The following is a 19,791-nucleotide window of genomic DNA, read 5'->3' as shown; positions in this document are numbered from 1 at the left end:
TTGCTTGGATGCTAAAACCCATGGTCGCTACCCCAAAAAGGACACGCTTTACCATACGTGTCACCTTGATCACTTCCTTTGTGCTGGCCTGTGCCTTCACCGCCTTAGTGGCTATTAGTCTGCAATTTGTTTTTAGTAATAATCTGGCGAAAAGCAGCGCTCAAGAAAAGTTTCAGGCCATTGCCGCCAGCAGCAGCAAGCAGGCGGTGTTACAAGAGCGCAGCGCCATTAGTCTGGCTCGTACTCTTAAATATAGCTTCGGCGCCCACCAGCTTAGCGCCGCAGCGCCAACGCAACAGCAATTGTTGGCTTTTAGCAGCTTGTTAGAAGGTAACCCCAAGGTCTTTTCCCTGTTTATCGGCTTTGCCAATGGCGATTATTTTGAGCTCTCGAATTTAGAGGCGTCACCTGGGCTGCGTCAGGTGTGGGGAGCTGCGCCCAACGACCGCTGGGTATTACTCAGGGTGACGGCGGAAGGTGAGGCCCGTGAGCAAACCCTGGCTTATCTTAACAGCGACTTGAGTACCCGCTATAGCGAGGTGCAATCGAGTCAGTATAACGCCACTACCCGACCCTGGTTTACAGAAGCAACCAGCGAGTCCGTGCACAAAATGCCGCCCTATATGTTTAGCTTTGTCGGCCAGCCCGGCAGTAGTTATTCCATTAAAAGCGAGCAGGGTGATGTGTTTGGCACCACCATTATTTTATCTTCGCTGGCCCAATACATGGCCATTGACGGTTATGAACAGGGGGCGCAAGCCTATATGTTCGATGGTAACGGGGTGCTGCGGGCGCAGCGCCCGGGCAGCGAAGAGCCTGTTATTGCCCCGAGCGAAAAAATGCCGCTTTCCGTGGAAGAGCAAGCGCTATTGGATAAGATAGGCACTTTGCGAGTGGGGGTCATGGATGACTATCCGCCATTTGAATATAACCTTTCTGGACAGCCGCGCGGTTATGCCCTGGAGCATATGCAGCTTATAGCCGCCATGCTGGGTCTGGAGCTTGAACTCATCAATGGTTATAGCTTTCCCGAGCTGATAGAGCAGTTGCAGCAGGGGCAGATTGATATGCTGCTGGGGCTGATGAAAACCGAGCAACGCCAGCAGTTCGGCACCTTTGCCGGGCCTTATTATGCACCGCAGGTGGTGTTTGCCACAGATGATCCGACCCTGGCATCTCAGCCCAGATTACACGCCTTGGCGAGCAAGCGCATCGCTGCGCAAAAAGGTTATGCCATAACCGAATTTTTACGTCGACAACTGCCTCAGAGCGAGTTTATCGAATATGAAGATACCCTTGAGGCCATGCGCGCCCTCGAGCGTGGCGAGGTCGATGCGGTGTTGGATCTGAAAGTAGTGCTGCAATACATAGAGAAATACTTTTTTATCGACACCCTGCATCGCAGTGCCGAGGTGGAAGACTTTAAGGGCAGAACCGAGTTCGGTCTGCATCATTTTATGCGCAAAGACTTAGCGCCGTTTATTCCTCTTATCGATAAGGCCCAGGATGCTCTCGGGCCGCAATTGCTCTTGGCCTTAGACCACAAATGGTTGCGCTTTCAAGGTGATGAAAAGCTAGGTGCCAATGGCCTTACCCAGGTGCCGTCACAGCAAATTTTAACCTTGGCCAAAGACGTGAGCAGTCATAATCGCTTGCACAGCATCACCATAGACGGCGAACAACATCTGATCTATGTCACCGCCATCGCCGGATTGATGAATAATGGCAGCCATGAGTATCTGGCATTTTTGGTCAGTGAGCAGGAGGCTTTTGCCCAGCTCAATAAATATGTGCGCGATGCCATTATTATCACTTTGGCGGTGTTAGGCCTGGTGCTTTTGCTGATCACCCAATTGGCCCGCTCGATGGCCAGCCCTATTCAACGATTAATAGAAGAAAACCAAAAGATCAGCCACCGCAACTACAACGAAGTGCATTACGTCTCCTCACACATAGAGGAAATCCACCAGCTGTCGCAATCTCTGGTCAATATGTCCGAGTCCATTTGCGACTTCGAGGCGGGGCAAAAAGAGCTGCTTGATTCCTTTATTCAGCTGATCGCCCAAACCATAGATGAAAAATCCCCCTATACCGGCGGTCACTGTGCCCGGGTGCCTGAGCTGGCCTTGATGTTGGCGCACCACGCCCATGAAAGTCAAAGCCCAGCGTTTGCTGATTTTCGATTTAGCTCCAAGGAGCAATGGCGCGAATTTGAGGTAGCAGCCTGGCTTCATGACTGCGGTAAGATCACTACACCCGAGCATATAGTCGATAAAGGCTCCAAGCTTGAATGTATTTACAACCGTATTCATGAGCTGCGTATGCGCTTTGAGGTACTGCTGCGGGATGCGGAAATTACTTATCTTGAGGCGTTGCAACACGGTGCGCAGGATAAAGAAGCCTTGGCAAACAAGTGGCAGCAGGAGCGCCAGGCGATCATGGATGACTTCGAGTTTATCGCCCGTTGCAATATTGGCGGTGAGGCTATGGCTGAGGAAGATATTGCCCGTTTACATAAGATCAGCGAGCGCACCTGGTATCGCACGTTAAGCGATAGAGTCGGCTTATCGCCGGCGGAGCAGCGCCATGTGGCAGGTTTTGCGCCGTTTGCACCGGGTTTCGAAGCCGTACTCTGTGATAAACCAGAGCATATATATCAACGTCAGCGGGATATTGCCGCAAGGGATCAGGGCTTTGGTTTTAATATGAAGGTGCCGGAGAATAAGCACAATCTCGGCGAACTCATCAATTTGAGCATAACCCGCGGCACCTTGAGCGCCGAGGACAGATTTATAATCAACGAGCATATCACCAGCACCATACGCATGTTGGAAACCTTGCCCTTGCCCCCAGAGCTGGCTCGGGTACCTGAATATGCTGGTGGCCATCATGAAAAGCTGGACGGAAAAGGTTATCCGCGAGGGCTGCGTGGCGAGCAAATGTCGCTACCGGCCAAAATTATGGCCATTGCCGATATTTTTGAGGCACTGACCGCCAATGACAGGCCCTACAAGGAAGCGAAAACCCTGTCTCAGGCACTGAAGATCATGAAGATGATGGTGGCCGATGAGCATATCGACCGGGATCTGTTTAACTTATTCCTCAGTGAAAACCTGTATCTGGCTTATGCCGAGCAGTTTTTACTGCCCGAACAAATTGATGCCATAGATATTAACGATTACTTATGTGATTAACGAAGCTGACGGTGCTCACCAGCTTGCTGGCTACTGCAACCATCAAAGCGCAGCTGCCAGTTGCGCAGCTCACCAACATTGCCAGGAGCCTTGTCGATAATACGTAAGCGCCAGATACCATAAGCATTTTCACCATTAAAGGTGTCTATTTGATAGTGTCCATTAATGTCATCGCCGGAGCCGCCATTGCGGTTGTGCAGGGTATGCACACTGCCGCTGGGGGAAAGCAGCTCAATGGCAAGATCACTGCGCCAGCTATGGCTTACCGCTAAGTCCACAGCCAATGAAAAGGTGCTCATCTGCTGTGATACAAAGATCTCACTTTCCTGGGCCGTGGCGCCATTGTCGACTATGTTCATTGGCTCGTCATTGCTGAAACTATAAGGTTGCACGCCAGGAGGTAAGATTTTCAGGGTCACCGATTCTTGTTTTAAAAGCGACTCTTTATGGCCGGTGAGGGTAAATACATACTCGCCCCACTGGGTTTTATTTTGCGTTGGCACTTCCAGGGTAAAGGGCTGACCTGCCTCAATTTCGCGGTGCGATAACTTGGCACCCGGTAACGAGGAGGCCAAGGAAAGGTGCAAGGTGCCCTTAAAGCCATCGACAATACGGCTTTGACAATTGAACAAGGCAGTATCGCCAGCATTAATAGTGAGCACCGCATCGGCACAGTGCAAATTAAATTTAGGGTTTAGCTTGTCTGTTTTAGCTGCGGTACTGGCCGTCGCTGTGCCACCTGAAATGGCTTCACCGACCAAGGCATCTATTCTTTTTGCCGCATAGGGTAGTTTTTTAGAAGGCGCGGATAGTAATTGGCTTTTATTAAAATACAGGGTGCCATTGGGCTGCCATTGCTCATCTAATGCCTTAGCACCACTGTGCAGGGCGTAGCTGTTATTCATATCAATATTGTGTGCGGCATTGACGTGAGCGTCACTCGCTAACATACATGCCAAGGTGGCACTTGCGATTAGCGGATAACGGATGAGGGTTGAAAGAATAGCCACAATACAGCTCCCAGGTTTTCTAACATTAATAACAATCCCTATTTTCTCTTTTTGATTCACGCTTTGCAGTGAAACGTAAATTAAGAAGAAAAAGGAAGGCTCCTTTGGGAGCCTTCCGAGGGTTACAACTTACTTGTTTTTACCTTTAGTCTTAGGAGTAGCCTCAATGGTTTCCTCTAAAGAGCAGGTGCTTGTGCCAGTTTCACATACTTGGTAAGTGAAGCTAGTAGCGGTTGAGCTGAAGCGGTCTGTGTAGCTTGTTTTTCTAACACCAGAGCTTACTAGTGCACCGTCGCGGTATACATCGAATTTTACATTGTTCTTCGAAGTCCAAGACAAGCTTGCTACGACACGGCTACCTGAGGTTTCTGCGCTGCCTTCTAGTACGATAGATGGCTCAGTTACAGTTACTTCTTTAGTGATTGCGTGCTCGGCACCGTCATCATCGCTTACAGTTAGGGTTACAGTGTAAGTACCCGCAGCTGCGTAGCTGTGTGAAGGGTTAGCTAGCGTTGAGCTCGCGCCGTCACCGAAGTCCCAAGAGTGAGTAGTTACCGCACCGTCAGTATCACCTGATAGGTCAGAGAACTGTACGTTCAAGAAGTTCGCTGTGAAGCTGAAGTCAGCTACAGGAGCTACGTTGGCCGGAGCGTCAACAACAGTGAAGCTTACTTGTGCCTGGTCGAATGCGTCTTGCGAGTCAGTCGCTAGCGCAGTTACAACGTGGACACCGGCGTTCAGTGTGTCGATGCTGAACAGGGCACCTTCACCGATTAGGCCGTTGAAGTTATCGTACCACTTGATGCTAGCGCTTAGGTCACCGTCTTCAGCGTCAGTTGCAGTACCGTCGAAGGTGATGCTGTCGCCCAGGTTGAAGCTAGTGCCACCCATAGGTGCATTGATAGTCATTACAGGTGCCTGGTTTTCTGCCGGAGGCGGAAGTACCGCGTCACCGTTAGAAACTGAGATGCTCCAGTTGTTTAGTACGCCGTTCATTGTATAGCTTGTAGTATCTTCAGCGTATAGGCGCCATTTACCCATGCTCGACTCACCCGCGAATTCTACTGGAGTAAAGGTGTGAACTAGGTCTTTGTTCCAGAACTGGCGCCAAGTTACTAGTTTCACTAGGGTACCAGAAGGAGACTGTAACCATACGTTGAGGTACTGTACCGAATCGAATGAGATATCGACATTTACTTCCATCGCATCGATAGCAACACCGGTAGGCAGGTCGATTTCAGTATAAACCGCGCCGCCCCGCTCTGGCATAGCGATTGCCGTGTTGTTTGCACCGCTTACTGTGGTGTTAGCGTTAGCAACAGACAGTTCAACTGTTTCTGAGCTCGCCTGGTCTGCCGAGTCTGTCGAAGTCGCTGTGATCACGTGGTCGCCTACCGACAGGTCTGACTTGGTGAAGCTTGCACCGTTACCGATTACACCGTCGATGCTTGACGTCCAAACGATGCCAGCAGTCAGGTCGCCGTCTTCGGTGTCGTTAGAGCTTGCGCTGAAGCTGATGGTTTCGCCGTTCAGGAATGCGCCCTGGTTAACAGGAGTCGCGATCTGTACATTTGGTGCGAAATCCGTACCGGCTATAGGTGCGCCTGTCAATTTCATTGACCAGCTGTTTATCATGCCTGTGTCGCCAGTCGAATGGTCAGTTACCTTTAGTCGCCACTCGCCAAATGCGTTGTCCAGCTCATAGTTTCCAGCTAAAAAGCTAGCGACCAAGTTGTTGCCGCCTGAACGGTCACTAAGAACAGTTTCTTCGCCAGCTGGTGAAATCACAGATACAATCAAGTCAGATGACCATGAGTGTGTGATGTCAACAAACACTTCTACCTGAGTCAACGTCATGTCGTAAGGAACATTAATGCTGCTAAATGCTGGAGCTGACGGATTATTGTCGCTGATAAGCACGGGTTCGTTGTTGCTAACGGTGGTAGTGACAGTGCCTTGAGGCCATACTTTAAGCTCCAGGTTTAGGTTCTTAGAGATATCACCGTCTGTCGCGTTTACAACCATGTTGTATGTACCTGGTGCAGTTTGCTCTGAGGTTTCGATTGTCATGGTGTTGGTGGTGTCAGCTGCAACCGGGTTTTGAGCAAATACAACATTAGCGTTAAGCTCAGGAACGCTAGTAAGACTCATAGTTGCTGTGCCGTTGAAACCGCCCGCTGCGTTAAGGTCTATAGCGTAAGCCTGACTGTCGCCTTGGTTGATAATTGCTTTAGTTGGTGTTGCTTCCATGAAGAAAGATGGACCCGCGCCGCCTGAATCGATTAGTGCGTTGGCAACGTTCAGACGCTTACCCGAGATGGTTTTACCATCAAGAGAAGAAAGAGTCTCACCCGAGTTAATCAAAATGTTTTTCAGTTGGGCGGTAGTTAGGTCAGGATTACCCGCAAGAACTAAGGCTGCTGCTCCAGCAACATGAGGTGCGGCCATTGAGGTGCCGCTCAAGGCTGCGTAGCCGCTGTTAGGGATGGTTGAGTCGATACCGCTGCCGGGTGCAGCCAAGTGAACCAGTTGGTCCCCGTAGTTAGAGAAGCTAGACAGGTTATCGTTGATGTCGGTAGAAGCAACCGCCATGACGTTTGGTACATCATAACCCGCTGGGTAGAAACCGCCATTGTCTATATCGGAAGCATCGTTACCCGCCGCCGCTACGAATAGCATATCGGCATTGTTTGCCGCTGTGATTGCGTCTTTAAGCGTTTGAGTGAAACCACCGCCACCCCAGCTGTTGTTAAGTACGCGGACGTTGTTACCGGCATTTTTAAGACCGATCATATAGTCAATACACTGAATAGCGTCGGCTAGAGTACCGCCGCTTGAACCCAGGAAGCTACAACCTACCATGCTGGTTTGCCAGTTTACACCAACAACACCTAGGTTGTTGTTACCTTTTGCGCCGATGGTACCGGCTACGTGTGTACCATGTTGATCAGTATCAGATGGGTTACCATTGTCTAGGATGGCTGAGATACCGTGAACGTCATCGATATAGCCGTTACCGTCGTCATCGATACCGTTGCCTGCTATTTCATTCGGGTTGGTCCAAATGTTGTCAGCCAAGTCAGGATGGTTGAAATCGAAACCAGTGTCGATAACACCAACAACAACAGAAGAGTCACCGATTACATAGTCCCATGCCGCTTCGGCAGAGATTTTTTGCATGCCGTAAAGGCTTGCAAATGAAGTATCGTTAGGAGTCGCTTGGTGCTTAACTATGTAGTTAGGCTCTGCGTACTCTACAAGTGGGTGGTTTTTAAGGCCAGCTAATACTGCTTCTGCTGAGCGGCCCTTGCCAAGATCTAGTACCGCAAGACGACCGTTAGCAATGTTGCGTAGGCGGTCATCTACACCGTCGTTGTTTTTATCTTTGAAAGATACACCTAGGTTGCGAGAAAGCTCTTTACGCTCGTTCTTAGCTACTTTTTGTTTGAACTTAACGATAACAGTTTGTTGATCGTATTGTGGTGTTGCTTTTAGTGGCGCTTGCGCTACTGCTAAAGCAACAGGGCTGATACTAGCTAGAAGTGTAGTGCCTACTAGGGTATTGATTAGTTTGGAAGATGACTTCTTGGGCGTTTTCATCATCTGGTCTCCTGTTGTATGTAAATTAAACTTATGGTTGGTTCACTTGTACGCACCCACTTCATTCTGCATGTAAGTTGTCGCACGATCGCACTTATTGTATGCGAATGTATATAGTTATATACCTACATTTGTGTATGATCAATAAAAATGACGCAAAAAATTCACATTTATTTATAAAAAATGTACATAAAACGTGCGACTCGTTGATTCGAAAGGGTTTTTCATTACATTGAAATGACAAAATAATTTATATTTTGAAAGGTTTTCTTATTTCTTGTGTATTGATGTGTAAATTGCAATGAATTTGTTAGCAGGTTAAATATCCCAATTCTGTTAATTATGCACTTTTAGATGCTTATTATGCGCCACTGCCCAGGGCTAGTAGCTAGACATAGCAGTTAGACATAGCAGTTAGACATAGCAGTTAGACATAGCAGTTAGACATAGCAGTTAGACATGGTAGTTAGACATGGTAGTTAGACATGGTAGTTAGACATGGTAGTTAGACATGTAGCTGGGCGCGCTATTCGTTCTAGGAGCGCCACTAAGAGGTTTAATTGTATATAGGCTATGTGCTAGCAGCCTAGGCGTCGGCGACAGATCTACAAAGATGCATACAATGTATGCAACAGTAGCCAACTACAGAGCAAGGAGAGCAATTGAAGGAGTTCATGTGAATTAAGTGGGGAAGAGCTATTGTTCTCGGCTAAGACTCACCATGAAATGGCCGTATGAGGTTGTGACGCTCGAGAAGCTAATTGGCGCGTTTAGGGTTTTTTGTTTATCTTGATTGCGCGCTTATTGGTATTAGATAAGTGGTAGCGAGGTTGCGAGGCTTGCTTGTTCACAGCCGCCAAGAGGGATATGTATAGCTTGTATACAAAGAAAAAAGCAGAGGCCCAATGGGGACGGGCGCACTGCTTTAGTTAAGGTCCAACTAGAAAGGGGTTACTGCTTAGAAAGAGATCACTTGCTCAGCAGTACAGTCTGTGGTGTTTTGATCACAGGCTTTATAAGTGAAGGTACCGCTTACCTTGCGTGAGAAGGTATCGCTGTACTGAGTGCCGTTGGCAAGAGTGGCTATTTTAGCACCGTCACGGTAGATATCAGCATTACCCGAAGACGCACCTAGGGCTACCAGTTCTACCTGGTTTTTACCCTTGGCAAAGGCATGAGTGGCGCTCAGTGATAGCTCACCTGGAGTCGGTGTATCACCACAGCCATTTTGCGTTAGATAATCGTGCGCGGCCTTGGCTTTAACTATGCCGTAACCGAAGTACACATCGTGACCGGCTGCGCCTTGGTCTTCGGCTGTCATCTTCAGCGCATCACGGATTTGCTCACCACTACATTCGGTGTGGTTTGACCATACCAGGGCTGCAATACCAGCAACCGCAGGTGAAGCCATAGAGGTACCACTCATGTAACCGTAATCAGATGCGCCTACGCTGACATTGATTGATGCAGCGTTAATCAAGGCATCCCGGTCGGCTAGATCGGCGCCTACCGCTGGGATTGAGGTGCGGTTCGTATCGCCCAATGTGCCATAGAGTACGCCATCTTCGTTATTAACGATAACCGCGCCAACACCGCCTGAGGCTTCACAGTTAGCAACCTTATCGTGGAAACTGACATTACCACGGTCGATAACACATACTTTGCCTTGTGCTTCGGTGTCAATACTTTCTGCCGTGCCCATAAAATAGACAGCAGCCGTAACATCACCGCTGTTTTCCATGCCGACCGTGCTATAAAAAGCACCGTCAGCATTTAGCGCTGCAATGTCCGCCATGCCCGCAGGGTAGGTAGAAAGCGTTTGAACGCCACCGGCTGTTGCTTCAACACAGACATTTTCGTCGAAGTTGGCACGCTTACCACGGCCGGTTGTACAGCTGGGAAACTGAGAAAATTCAGCGATATTGTTTTCGGCGTCATTAGCGCCAACCATCATAACCGCTGGGTAGGCCGCAGGATAAGAGGCTGCAGAGTTACCATCGTTACCGGCTGCAGCTACTATTAGACCGCCATTATTACTGAATTCGGCAAAGGCATTGCTTTCAATGCTGTTGCTGCCGCCACCACCTAGGCTCATGTTGATGATATTGGCACCAGCCTGGCTACATAGGTTAGTTGCATGGGCAAGATCTGAAGAGTAAGCCCAGCCAAACTCGGTGAATACCTTGATAATGTGCATTTCAACGCCTGGGGCCATGCCCACTACACCAACATCATTATCGCTGGCGCCAATGGTACCAGCTACGTGCGTGCCGTGTGGACCACCATTTACATTCCAATCGCCTGTACCTGGGTCATAATCACCCGTGATGCCAGCCCAGTTAAAATCAGGGTTTGATTTATCAAGACCTGAGTCGATTACACATACTTTCATACCCGCACCGGCAATAAAAGGCACCTGGTTAGCTTGTGATTGATATACAGCATAAGGTGTAAGCTGACCCGTCATAGGGTTACCTGCATCATCGTTGTATACGGCAAGTGGCTTACGAATTTGGTCTTTTTCAATTAGTTTTACATGTGGGTTCTTTAGAACGCCTTTAACCTGAGAAAGGTCCATGCCAGGGAAGTTAGCAGCAAAGAAACCTTCGCCATCTACTTTGATTTCAGCGCCAGACTGTACGGCTAATGCTTTGATCACGCCTTTATTATTGTTATCAACCTGGATTACAAAACGAGAATCGTCTGCTTGTGCGCTTGCTGCTGCGCTAAGTGTTAATGCCGCTAAGGCGCTCGCGATTTTTGTTACTTTCATAACTTTGCTCCATTGTGTGTAGGGGAGGCGATAGCTAAGTGTTGTCCGTACACCGCGAAAACGTCTCAAACCCACAAGTTGGCGTTCAATGCTATTTATCTTTGCGGCTCCTAGGGTCTGTTGACCTTTGTTGTTTGTTTCTGCAGCAGTTTGTAGTGAATTTATACAAGACGGCACATGTGTAGTGTAGTTATTCTACATAAACATGTAACAACACAGTAGAAATGCGCTACAAGCGCTGCCCTACGGGTTCATCTAAACGCATCCTGCTCTGTGTTACTCGCTATGAACATAGAATGACTATGCATCATAACGAGCGTCGTGATCAGAATGCGTTTAGATTGAACATAAAGTAAACCGCAAAGATAAACAGACCCTAGTGCTCAGGCATAAATATATGAACTTGCAAAAAAATATAATTAGATCCCTTAGCCCTAGTGGGCTGAAGGGATCAAGTTCAATGACTTTACATATACATTTATATACATAAAGATATTAAAGATCAAATGAATTTAACCTTTTGTACACAGTAATGAAAAAAAATTTCAATAAGTTTCCAAGGGGGGATGATAAGTCACGGAAAAGTAAAAGGATTGTTCGATATATTGCAGTTATAGATTTAACAATTAATTTCCAAGCAATTTGCCAGTAGGTCAGTGCTTTGCGCCGACATCGGAGGCAGCATCGCATTTTTGTCGGGATAAATCCCGACCTACAACGGCAAAGGCCGACCTACATTAAGCGTTATTATTTGCTGGTGGATTTTTTGGGCAGCGAATGGTGAGTTTGGCACCGCCCAGACTTGATGAGCCTATGCTCAATTTACCGCCGTGGGCTTCACTTATCTTTTTCGCCAGCGACAGGCCTAGACCAACACCGCCGGAATCGCGACAGCGGCTTAAGTCGAGACGGACAAAGGGTTCGAGCACTCGCTGACGCTCTGCAACGGGAATACCTGGGCCATCGTCTTCAATGCAGATCTCATAATGTTGCGACAGGTTATTTAAAGTGACATGCACTTGAGTTTCGGCAAAACGGGCGGCATTGCGAATAATATTGGAAACCGCACGATTTAATTGATGGCTGTCGGCTTGCACGATACAAGGTTGGGGGCCTTTTTCGGTTAGCTCGAAATGAATATCGCCATAGAGGTCGACATGAGACTCAAGCTGTTGTGACAACATATTACCAAGTTTGATTTCACTGGTGTGCAGCGCCCGTGCTTTATTCTCTAATTGGATAAAATCCAGTGCTTCTTTGACCAGCTTTTCGAGCTCGTTCAGGCCATCATTGATCTTGTTACTTAATGCCTTGGTGTTGTCGCCGCGCAGTGAGTCCTCAAGCATATCGAAGGCCAATTGCACCCGTGCCAAAGGTGCTCTAAATTCATGGGCAACTGCTTGAATTAGCTCGCGTTGAGATTTGATGTTTTCATTTAGCGAGCGGTTTATCTTATTTTGATGCATGCGCTTTACGAACAACAGTATAAAGGCAAAGCCGGCACACAAGGAGGCGATCCACACATTACGGGTGTACCTTTGCTGTTCAATCTCTTTATGTTTAAGGCTTTGATCTGCCTGCAAGAGCTTGATCTGCTGCTCCCTTTTTTCGGCTTCAAAATGACTTAACAAGAAGGCAACCCGCTGATCGCTTTCGGAGTTAAACATCTCGTCATTGACCTGTTTAAATAGCTCCAGATAGTGCAGGGCTTCGGCAGGATCGCCCTTGTCCTTATAGATTTGATACAGATACTGATAGACATCACGCTCCATGCGCTTATCTTCAATATCTATGGCCAGCTCTAAAGAGCGATGAGCTAAATGTATCGCCTGAGTGGTTTCACCCTGGAGTCGGGCTATTTTGGCACTAACTAGCAGGGCATTGACCTGCAGCGGGATGATGTTGAGATTAATAATGTTTTGCAGGGCCGGCTCGGAGTAGTGCTTCGCCAAGTTAGCATCACCTAACTCTATATAAGCGCTGGCAATATCAATTTTGATACGTGCCATCATGGCAACATCATCCACCTCCTTGGCTAAGTCCAAGGCGGATTGATATTGATGTAGTGCGGCATCGAATTGATGTTTACGTTGGTGCACGGCGCCTAGGCTGGTCAGCATTTCGGCAATGCCGAGCTTGTCTTGCAGGGTTTCGTAATAACCTAATGCCCGTTGCAAGTAGGACAAGGCCTTATCATAGTCTTCAAGATAGAAATAGGTGAGTCCTATATTACCTAGCACCTGCGCCAGCCCGGGAATGTCGTTAATGCGCTCGCGTATGGTCAGGGACTTTAGTTGGTAATCTAGGGCTAAACTATAGTTGCCGCTGGTGCCGTGAATATTGGCTAGGTTATTTAGCGATACGGCAATGCCTTTTTCTTCGCCAATTTGCTGTTGCAGCTCAAATGTGCTTTGAAAATATTCCAGTGCTTTTTTGGTGTCGCCTAAATTCTGGTGAATAATGGCAATATAATTGGTGGTGTTGGCAATGCCGCGGGTGTCATCTTGCTCCTTGGCTATCTCAAGCGCCTGCTCAAAGTTTTTCAGTGCGGACTGATAATCTGCTGTACGCCAATAGATGATCCCCTGCATGGTAACGGCGACGTAAAGACCACGTTTATAATCGACATTTTTCGACAGGGTCTGGCTTTGGTCGGTGCGCGCCTGTGCTTGTTCATACTGACCGAGAGAGATAAGCGCCCAGGCCATATTATTGAGCACCGTGATATGGCGCTCAGGATCAGGGTACTTGGCAAAGGCAGCCAGCGCCTGTTCGGCATAGTCGAGGCTAAGCTGCGGATTGTTGTCACGATAGGCTTCAACCAGCTGGGTTAAAATCAGGCCTTTTTCTTCGCCCGTGGCTTGAGGCAGTTGTGCTTCAAGTTGCTCCACCGAGCTTTGCGCTTCAACCTCATTACCCTGCACCGAGGGACTGAGCAAAAGCCCGGCACCTAGAAATAAAAATAAGAGTAAAAGCTGTTTAAAGCGCATTGCGTTATCTATCCCCTACAAAAAGGTAGCCCTTACCGTGGATAGTTCTAATTCTAGTCGAAGGATGGTTTTCGTCGCCGAGCTTTTTACGAATACGTGATACGCGCAAGTCGATGGTTCTATTAGAGCTTTCATAACCAAGTTTGTGAAAATGAGCGGAAATAAACTCCCTGTCACAAATAACTCCGGGGTTGCTGGCAAGCAGCGCCAGCAATTCAAACTCTGCAGTGGTTAAGTCTACAACCTTGCCGTTTTGCACGGCGCTTTGGTACTTTTTATCTATTACCAGATCATCGAACTTGATCACGGCCTGATCTTCAACCGGCTCTGATGCCTGCGTTTCTGTACTAGGCAAAGGTGGCACTTCGTGAGGGTTACGGCGTAGCAGGGCGCGCACCCGTGCAAGCAGTACCCGCGAGCGTACCGGCTTTGCTAAATAATCGTCGGCACCAGTTTCAAGGCCAGCCACTTCATCAATGTCGTTATCCAGGGCGGTAAGCATTAGGATAGGGCCATCGTAGTTGCCCTCTAACCCAGGGTAACCGTGGCGTGCCTGACGACACACAGACAAGCCGTCCATATCCGGCAGCATAACATCAAGCACCACCAAGGCAGGCTGCTCGGTAATAATGGTTTGCAGCGCTTTTAAACCGTTGTGCTCAACCTTGGTTTTATAGCCGTTGGTTTCTAAAAACCCTGACACCAGCTGCGCTAACTCGATGTCGTCATCAACGACCAAAATCCAGTTATTATCTTTCCCGTTCATCATATTGGCTCGGACAGTAACATTTTATTCATAACTCAGTCATCATACATGAGATTGTATTAGATTGTATATCAATGTTTTGTAGCCGGGGAGGAGGATAAAAACGGCTCCCGGTGGCATTACTTCTTACTGGCTATGGCCCTATTATCAATTGAAATGACGACATACCTGCCGAGCTACCTCTTCATTGTGCTGATGCGGTTCTTTGTATAGATAAGGTAATACTTTTTGCGGTGGCTGTCCTTGATAGCAACAGAATAGGGTTAAGAAGAGCTGCTGTTTTGGCGCTGCGGAAGATAAAGGCAGGTTGAGTAAGGCACGCCTGAGCGTGCCTTATGCAAGAAGGTTAATGGATTTCTTGCTTAAGTGTAACCACTCGTTGAGGGAAGGGTATTTCAATATCAGCCTGCTTTAAGGCCTGAAATACCGCTTTATTGATCTCAAGTCGGGTTGCCACCTTGGCCTTGGTTGGCGCCCAATAGCGATATAAAAGCACCACACTGCTGTCGGCAAATTCGTTTATTCCCACCTGAGGTTTGGGTGTTTGCGCGATATCGCTTTGCGATTCTAGTACTGCAGAAATCAAGGCTTCTGCTTGCTCATAATCGGCATCATAGGCGATGCCAATGGTGCCTTCTTCAAGAGAGTAATCGAAAGAATTATGGATGATTTCACCAACAATATGCTTGTTGGGAATGGTGATCTCCACTTCATCTTCATCGCGCAGGTGCGTCATGCCCAGCTCAATAGCGCTGACCTGACCGGTAACGCCCTTCACGGTAATGGTATCGCCAACCACAAAAGGACGGGTGGCAATAATAGCAAGGCCCGCACCATAGTTTGACAACATGCCTTGCAGCGCCAAACCAGCACCTAGAGAAGCGGCACCTATGGCTGCGACAAAAGGCGTGACGCTTATGCCTATTTTGCCAAGAGCAATAACCACAAAGGTGACAATAAGTAAGACACGCACCAGGTTACTGGTAAAGGTCGTCAGGGTAATGTCTATATTACGGCCCTGCATCAGGGAGAAGATCCAGCGGCTAATACGTTGTGCCAGCCAAAGGCCGAAAACCAGTAGTATCAGAGCAAATACCAGCTGGGCACTGTAGGCTACGAGGAAATCGATTGCCATCTGGTAGTAGCGCTCTACCTGGGCTATTTCTTGTTCGATCATGTAAGGTTTTTACTCGAATAATGTGTTTGTTAAATAGTAACGACTTAAGGCGGTTAATTCGAGTGGGAATTCATAATTGAACCTATAATTACCAGAGGCGAATGTTTTCGGGCGAGTAACACAAAACGTATTTGGGTAAGGCTGGCACAGGCTCTAAAAATGTTATGAAACACAGGATCATCATTATTGGCTTATTGTTTTCATCTGGCTTGTTGGCGGCAAACGAGCCAGATGATGCCTTGCAACAAATGAGAGCAGATGCCCTGGCGCGCATTGATGTGAACGCTTGCCTTGATAACGGTGGGGTGATCAAACCCGTGTGCATGAATGCCATACCCGCATGTATATATAAGTATCCCGATGCAGGCAAACAATGCAGCAGTGGCTCTGAGTGTGAGGGTGATTGTCTTGTGGTCGGCCACTTTGTGGCCGAAGGCAGTGCAGCTATTGGCCAGTGCAGTGTTGATAATGATCCCTGCGGTTGCTACCAAAGAATTCTTGATGGCGTTGCCGAATATGCCATGTGCACGGATTAGCCAGACCAGGCATTTTGTTTAACCACCAAGGTTGCTTTCGCTTTTAACACTTATTTTGGGACTGATATGTCAGCCGAACCGCACAGTAAAGCAGCTCATCAGAGCATGACCACGCGCCAGTGGTTTGATTTGATCTTGCTATATCTTTCATTCCCCTTGATTTTATTTGTGTGCAGCTTAGATATTTATTGGTGGCAGGCCTGACTTTATTCGGCGGAGGTATTTGCCTTGGGTGTAGGCGGTCATATGCTGGCGGAGAAAAAGAACCCAGGATTAGTGGCACAAAGAAAAAGCCTTGAGAGCATTAAAAAAGCCAAACCCTGGGACAAGGTGCTCGCCTCTTTAATGGCGATAAGCATTGGCTTTCCCATGATCATAGTGGCCGCCTTGGGGTCGAAGAAAGGTTTATTGAATATGTTATTCAATGAGTTAGCCACACTATCTGATTAGCACCGGAGCGGCTACAGCGGATAATGAGTGCATTGGAAAGAGCCGAGGTGGTAACTCCACAAAAATCCATTTAGCTGTGGATAGTGGTGGGCTTCCCATTTATTTTGAACTATCAGAAGGCCAGAGACATGACATAGCTCGGGCTCAAAGTTTGGTTGACCATTTAAAGGAAGTAAACATTTTCGTGGGCGACAAAGGGTACGATAGTGATGCATTGAGAAAATATATTGAAGCCAAATGAGGCGCTTCTGTCATACCAAAACGAAATTATGGCCAAGATATAGACAAAGACAGTGTCGATTGGTGTCTTTATAAATATAGGCACTTAGATGAAAATGCATTCGCACGAATAAAATATTATCGTTAAATATCAACAAGATATGAAAAACTCGTGAGGAATTATGTCAGTATGGTGGCACTGGCATTTTCAATGATGTGGCTGCCGATGTATTGCTGAGTGAAATATGTACAGCAAAGATCAACAGGCCCTAAATGTGATTTTTGCAATAAAAAGGGCCATTTAATAGCAAATGGCCCTTGTTTTAAAAGAATGTTATTACTGTGGTGTTAACAGTGTTTTTGCACGCTGTGCAGCTTCTTCAGAAGTTGCCAAGAATTGATTACATGCCCCAATGTTATTGTTAACCATGTAATCAATGTCATCGCTCTCATCCACCCAACATATGTTGTATAGCTCTTCCGAGAAGCCTTTGTGCACCATATATTGATATGAGTTAGCATGCTCTAGGAACAGCATCTTAATGACCTTACCACCGCCTTGCATGGTGAACTGGCCATGAAACTCCATATCACCTTCTTGCTCATCGGTCGCGGTAACTAGGTTATTTGCATGATCAAAATGTAAGGTGGCAATATAGGCAGAATTCGTTTGCTCATCATAGTACACATGGTAGCTTGCTTGTATATCGGCAACGGAAAAAGCAGTTTCTGAATTTTCAGTGACAGGTGCTGTATAGCTGATATCCATTTCAAGGCTTTCAATAATAACACCCTCGCCAGATTTGCTCATTAGAGGAGTAATTTTCCAGTAGGCGTCTGCTTCATCGGCCTCAAATATTCGTAACACGCCACTGTTGCTCACTGACCAATGTGAGATTAGTCGTGTTTCGTTATTAGTACTTATTAACATTGAACCTGTGCCATCGGCCAGTAAGGAGATATCTATTGTGTCCTTAACTATATCGCCATAATAACCGCTAGGATCATAGCTAATTAAGCCGGCTTGATAGGTTGCATCGTAGCCATTCGAAAAGCGGTGATTGACGCGTTTAACAAGTGCGCTAGTGCTATGGTTGTCATAGTCTCTCAAAGTTGTAGTAAAAGAACCGATACGAGCCAGTGCTCTATCTTCAGTCGGATACTTAAGCGTTAAATCACCATTATTGGTTAATGACAGAACGATAGTTTTATCTGGATCGCTTTTATCGTAAAGGCCAGCACCCCCATCTAGCTCAACGCTTGGTGTACCCAGCCATAATGCATTTACACCGCTAAGAGAGTAAGTGTTCCACTCCGAAGCTGCTCTGATAATTTCATCGCCGTTATATTTTTCATTATTGTAAGTGTGTGAAACTACATAGTTAGCGTCATCTAAGAAAGTTAAAATGGTGCCGCCGAGCATATCTAAAGGTGCATTAGCTTGGTTAAAAAACCAAGAGCCAATCAATTCATTGTCGTCATCTGCCACTGCGGTAAAAGTGACTTTGTCTCCTTCACTAAATAAAACTTTAAGTTCGCCTGAGTCGGTTACAGATAAAGACAAGTTTTTCGATGAAGATGGGTTTGAAGCATCGTAAAGTCCGCCGGACATATCTGATTCTTCAAGCACCTTAGTGATCTCAAAGTTAGTAGTGATGGGATCCCATGAATACATACCATATTCAGCGGAGCCAGCAATTTGGTCCAGATTATCTGACGCCGAATGCGTTATCAGATAACGGTTTCCTTGAAGGAAGGTTAATAGATTGATTCCTCCATTTTCTTCTTTGTGTATCCAGCTTCCCAAAACTTGATTTTGCAGTGAATCGATGAAATGACGTAGAGCTTCTTCAGAAGATACAAGAGTCACGTCTTCAATATAGGTGTCAACTAAAGCACCAGGTAGAAGGGTGTTAGCTTCTTTCTCAAAATTATCACTGCTTACATCTAGAGTTATTCCACTTAATGACAGAGATACTGTGACTTCTTCGGTAATCATAATACCGTTTTCCGGGTCACCATCGTTATCTAAGGTCTGTAATATACGAATGCTGTTAAGAAAGGTGGTATTAGTTAGGTCAGCTCCTTCTCCGCCGAAGTCTAAGGGAGTGATTTTTTCTTTAGCTGGAATGGGCGGAAATTCTATACCGCTTATGCTAAAGGTAATTGTGTCTCCGGCCATATATAGGAATTTACCGTGGGCGTCAGTTAAACCTGAAGTGCCTTTAGAGGTTGAGTAATGAATTTTAGAAATGGGGCTATCTATAGCACCTACGATGTATCCCTCCAATACTTCAGGGGTAACAATGGGTCTTGTTATTGGTTCGGGTTCATCGTTGCCTGAACCACATCCGCTTAGTACAACAGCGAGCAAACAAGAAATTAGCAGCTTTCTAAACATTAAATTTATTCCTTTAAAAGTTCTATTCTTAGAATGCCTTGTGAGTGCTAATCAATAAAGGTTAAAGTTTATAAAATCAAGCAATTATGCGTCCAGAGTCTAGCTGGAAAGTGAACTTGAGATAGTTGCAGGTACTCACAAAGCGTTGTTAAACATGAGTTGTTTTTTGTAATCTATCACAGAAGGTTAACCACTCAAAATCAAAAAATTAACAAGGTCGTGTGTGGCGGCTTTTTATTCAGGTGTTTTATTTTTATATAAAAATAAATTAATAAGATATGAGATAGAAAACTAGGGGATTAGGCCACAGGGATTTAAATCGATTGCCTGTCCCCAGCGCGCCTAATATTCATACAATGAGCGTGATTGATGTTATTTATAAGACGCGAATTCAACTCCGAAGTGCACCACTCGCTAAATTAAGCCGCCTTGCGTAATTCTTCGAATACGACTGCTGGCTGTTTATACCCCAGACATTTTCTCGGTCTGGCATTTAACGCGCGTTCAATCTCTGCAATTTGCTTGTCTGTTACCGTGCGTAAGTCAGTGCCTTTGCGTATGTATTGGCGCAGCAAGCCGTTAAAGTTTTCATTTAATCCACGTTCCCATGAAGAGTATGGATTAGCGAAATAGATATCCGTTTTCAGTTTCTTTGCAACCTGTTCGTGGTCACAG

Annotated in this window: 10 protein-coding genes and 1 pseudogene; 3 read left to right on the top strand and 8 right to left on the bottom strand. The window is 46.8% G+C overall.

What is annotated here, in order from left to right; all coding sequences use genetic code 11:
• Nucleotides 1-20 precede the first annotated feature (20 nt).
• A complete protein-coding gene (locus tag WCN91_RS10125; protein ID WP_342678679.1) occupies nt 21-3,194 on the top strand; it encodes an HD domain-containing phosphohydrolase in 3,174 nt (1,057 codons plus the stop codon).
• On the opposite strand, the gene WCN91_RS10120 is transcribed toward WCN91_RS10125, so the two are convergent.
• From WCN91_RS10120 to WCN91_RS10095, 6 genes are all read right to left on the bottom strand, one after another.
• Nucleotides 3,191-4,204 carry a proprotein convertase P-domain-containing protein gene (locus WCN91_RS10120; protein WP_342678677.1) on the bottom strand — a complete coding sequence of 338 codons (1,014 nt, stop codon included), beginning with the start codon at nt 4,202-4,204 and terminating at the stop codon, nt 3,191-3,193. The genes WCN91_RS10125 and WCN91_RS10120 overlap by 4 nt on opposite strands.
• Nucleotides 4,205-4,333: 129 nt before the next feature.
• Entirely contained in the window at nt 4,334-7,807 is a 3,474-nt protein-coding gene (locus tag WCN91_RS10115) for a S8 family serine peptidase (RefSeq protein WP_342678675.1), read from the bottom strand.
• A 955-nt stretch (nt 7,808-8,762) separates the two neighbouring features.
• Entirely contained in the window at nt 8,763-10,577 is a 1,815-nt protein-coding gene (locus WCN91_RS10110; protein WP_342678673.1) for a S8 family serine peptidase, read from the bottom strand.
• Nucleotides 10,578-11,314: 737 nt separating this feature from the next.
• Nucleotides 11,315-13,567, bottom strand: a complete 2,253-nt coding sequence (locus WCN91_RS10105; RefSeq protein WP_342678671.1) for a tetratricopeptide repeat protein — start codon at nt 13,565-13,567, stop codon at nt 11,315-11,317.
• Nucleotides 13,568-13,571: 4 nt separating this feature from the next.
• Complete coding sequence (locus tag WCN91_RS10100; protein ID WP_342678669.1) at nt 13,572-14,336, bottom strand: response regulator transcription factor; 765 nt, start codon at nt 14,334-14,336, stop codon at nt 13,572-13,574.
• Between the two features lie 343 nt (nt 14,337-14,679).
• The gene (locus WCN91_RS10095) at nt 14,680-15,510 is read right to left on the bottom strand and encodes a mechanosensitive ion channel family protein (RefSeq protein ID WP_342678667.1); all 831 of its coding nucleotides are present in this window, start codon (nt 15,508-15,510) and stop codon (nt 14,680-14,682) included.
• A 164-nt stretch (nt 15,511-15,674) separates the two neighbouring features.
• On the opposite strand from WCN91_RS10095, the gene WCN91_RS10090 reads away from it, so the two are divergent.
• Together WCN91_RS10090 and WCN91_RS10085 are read left to right on the top strand one after the other, a co-directional pair.
• On the top strand, nt 15,675-16,046 hold the full coding sequence (locus WCN91_RS10090; RefSeq protein ID WP_342678665.1) for a hypothetical protein: 372 nt from the start codon (nt 15,675-15,677) through the stop codon (nt 16,044-16,046).
• 387 nt (nt 16,047-16,433) lie between these two features.
• Nucleotides 16,434-16,953: pseudogene (locus tag WCN91_RS10085) on the top strand (IS5 family transposase); the annotation flags it as partial.
• A 99-nt stretch (nt 16,954-17,052) separates the two neighbouring features.
• Here the strand turns inward: WCN91_RS10085 and WCN91_RS10080 are convergent.
• Nucleotides 17,053-19,116, bottom strand: coding sequence for a hypothetical protein (locus WCN91_RS10080; protein ID WP_342678663.1), 2,064 nt, complete (start codon nt 19,114-19,116; stop codon nt 17,053-17,055).
• A gap of 419 nt (nt 19,117-19,535) precedes the next feature.
• On the bottom strand, nt 19,536-19,791 hold a 256-nt coding region (locus WCN91_RS10075; RefSeq protein WP_342678662.1), incomplete at its 5' end, for an IS30 family transposase.

This window comes from Pseudoalteromonas qingdaonensis, assembly GCF_038739665.1.
Taxonomy (GTDB): domain Bacteria; phylum Pseudomonadota; class Gammaproteobacteria; order Enterobacterales; family Alteromonadaceae; genus Pseudoalteromonas; species Pseudoalteromonas qingdaonensis.
Note: the sequence above shows the minus strand (reverse complement) of the source record. Positions and strands in the feature narration are given on the sequence as shown.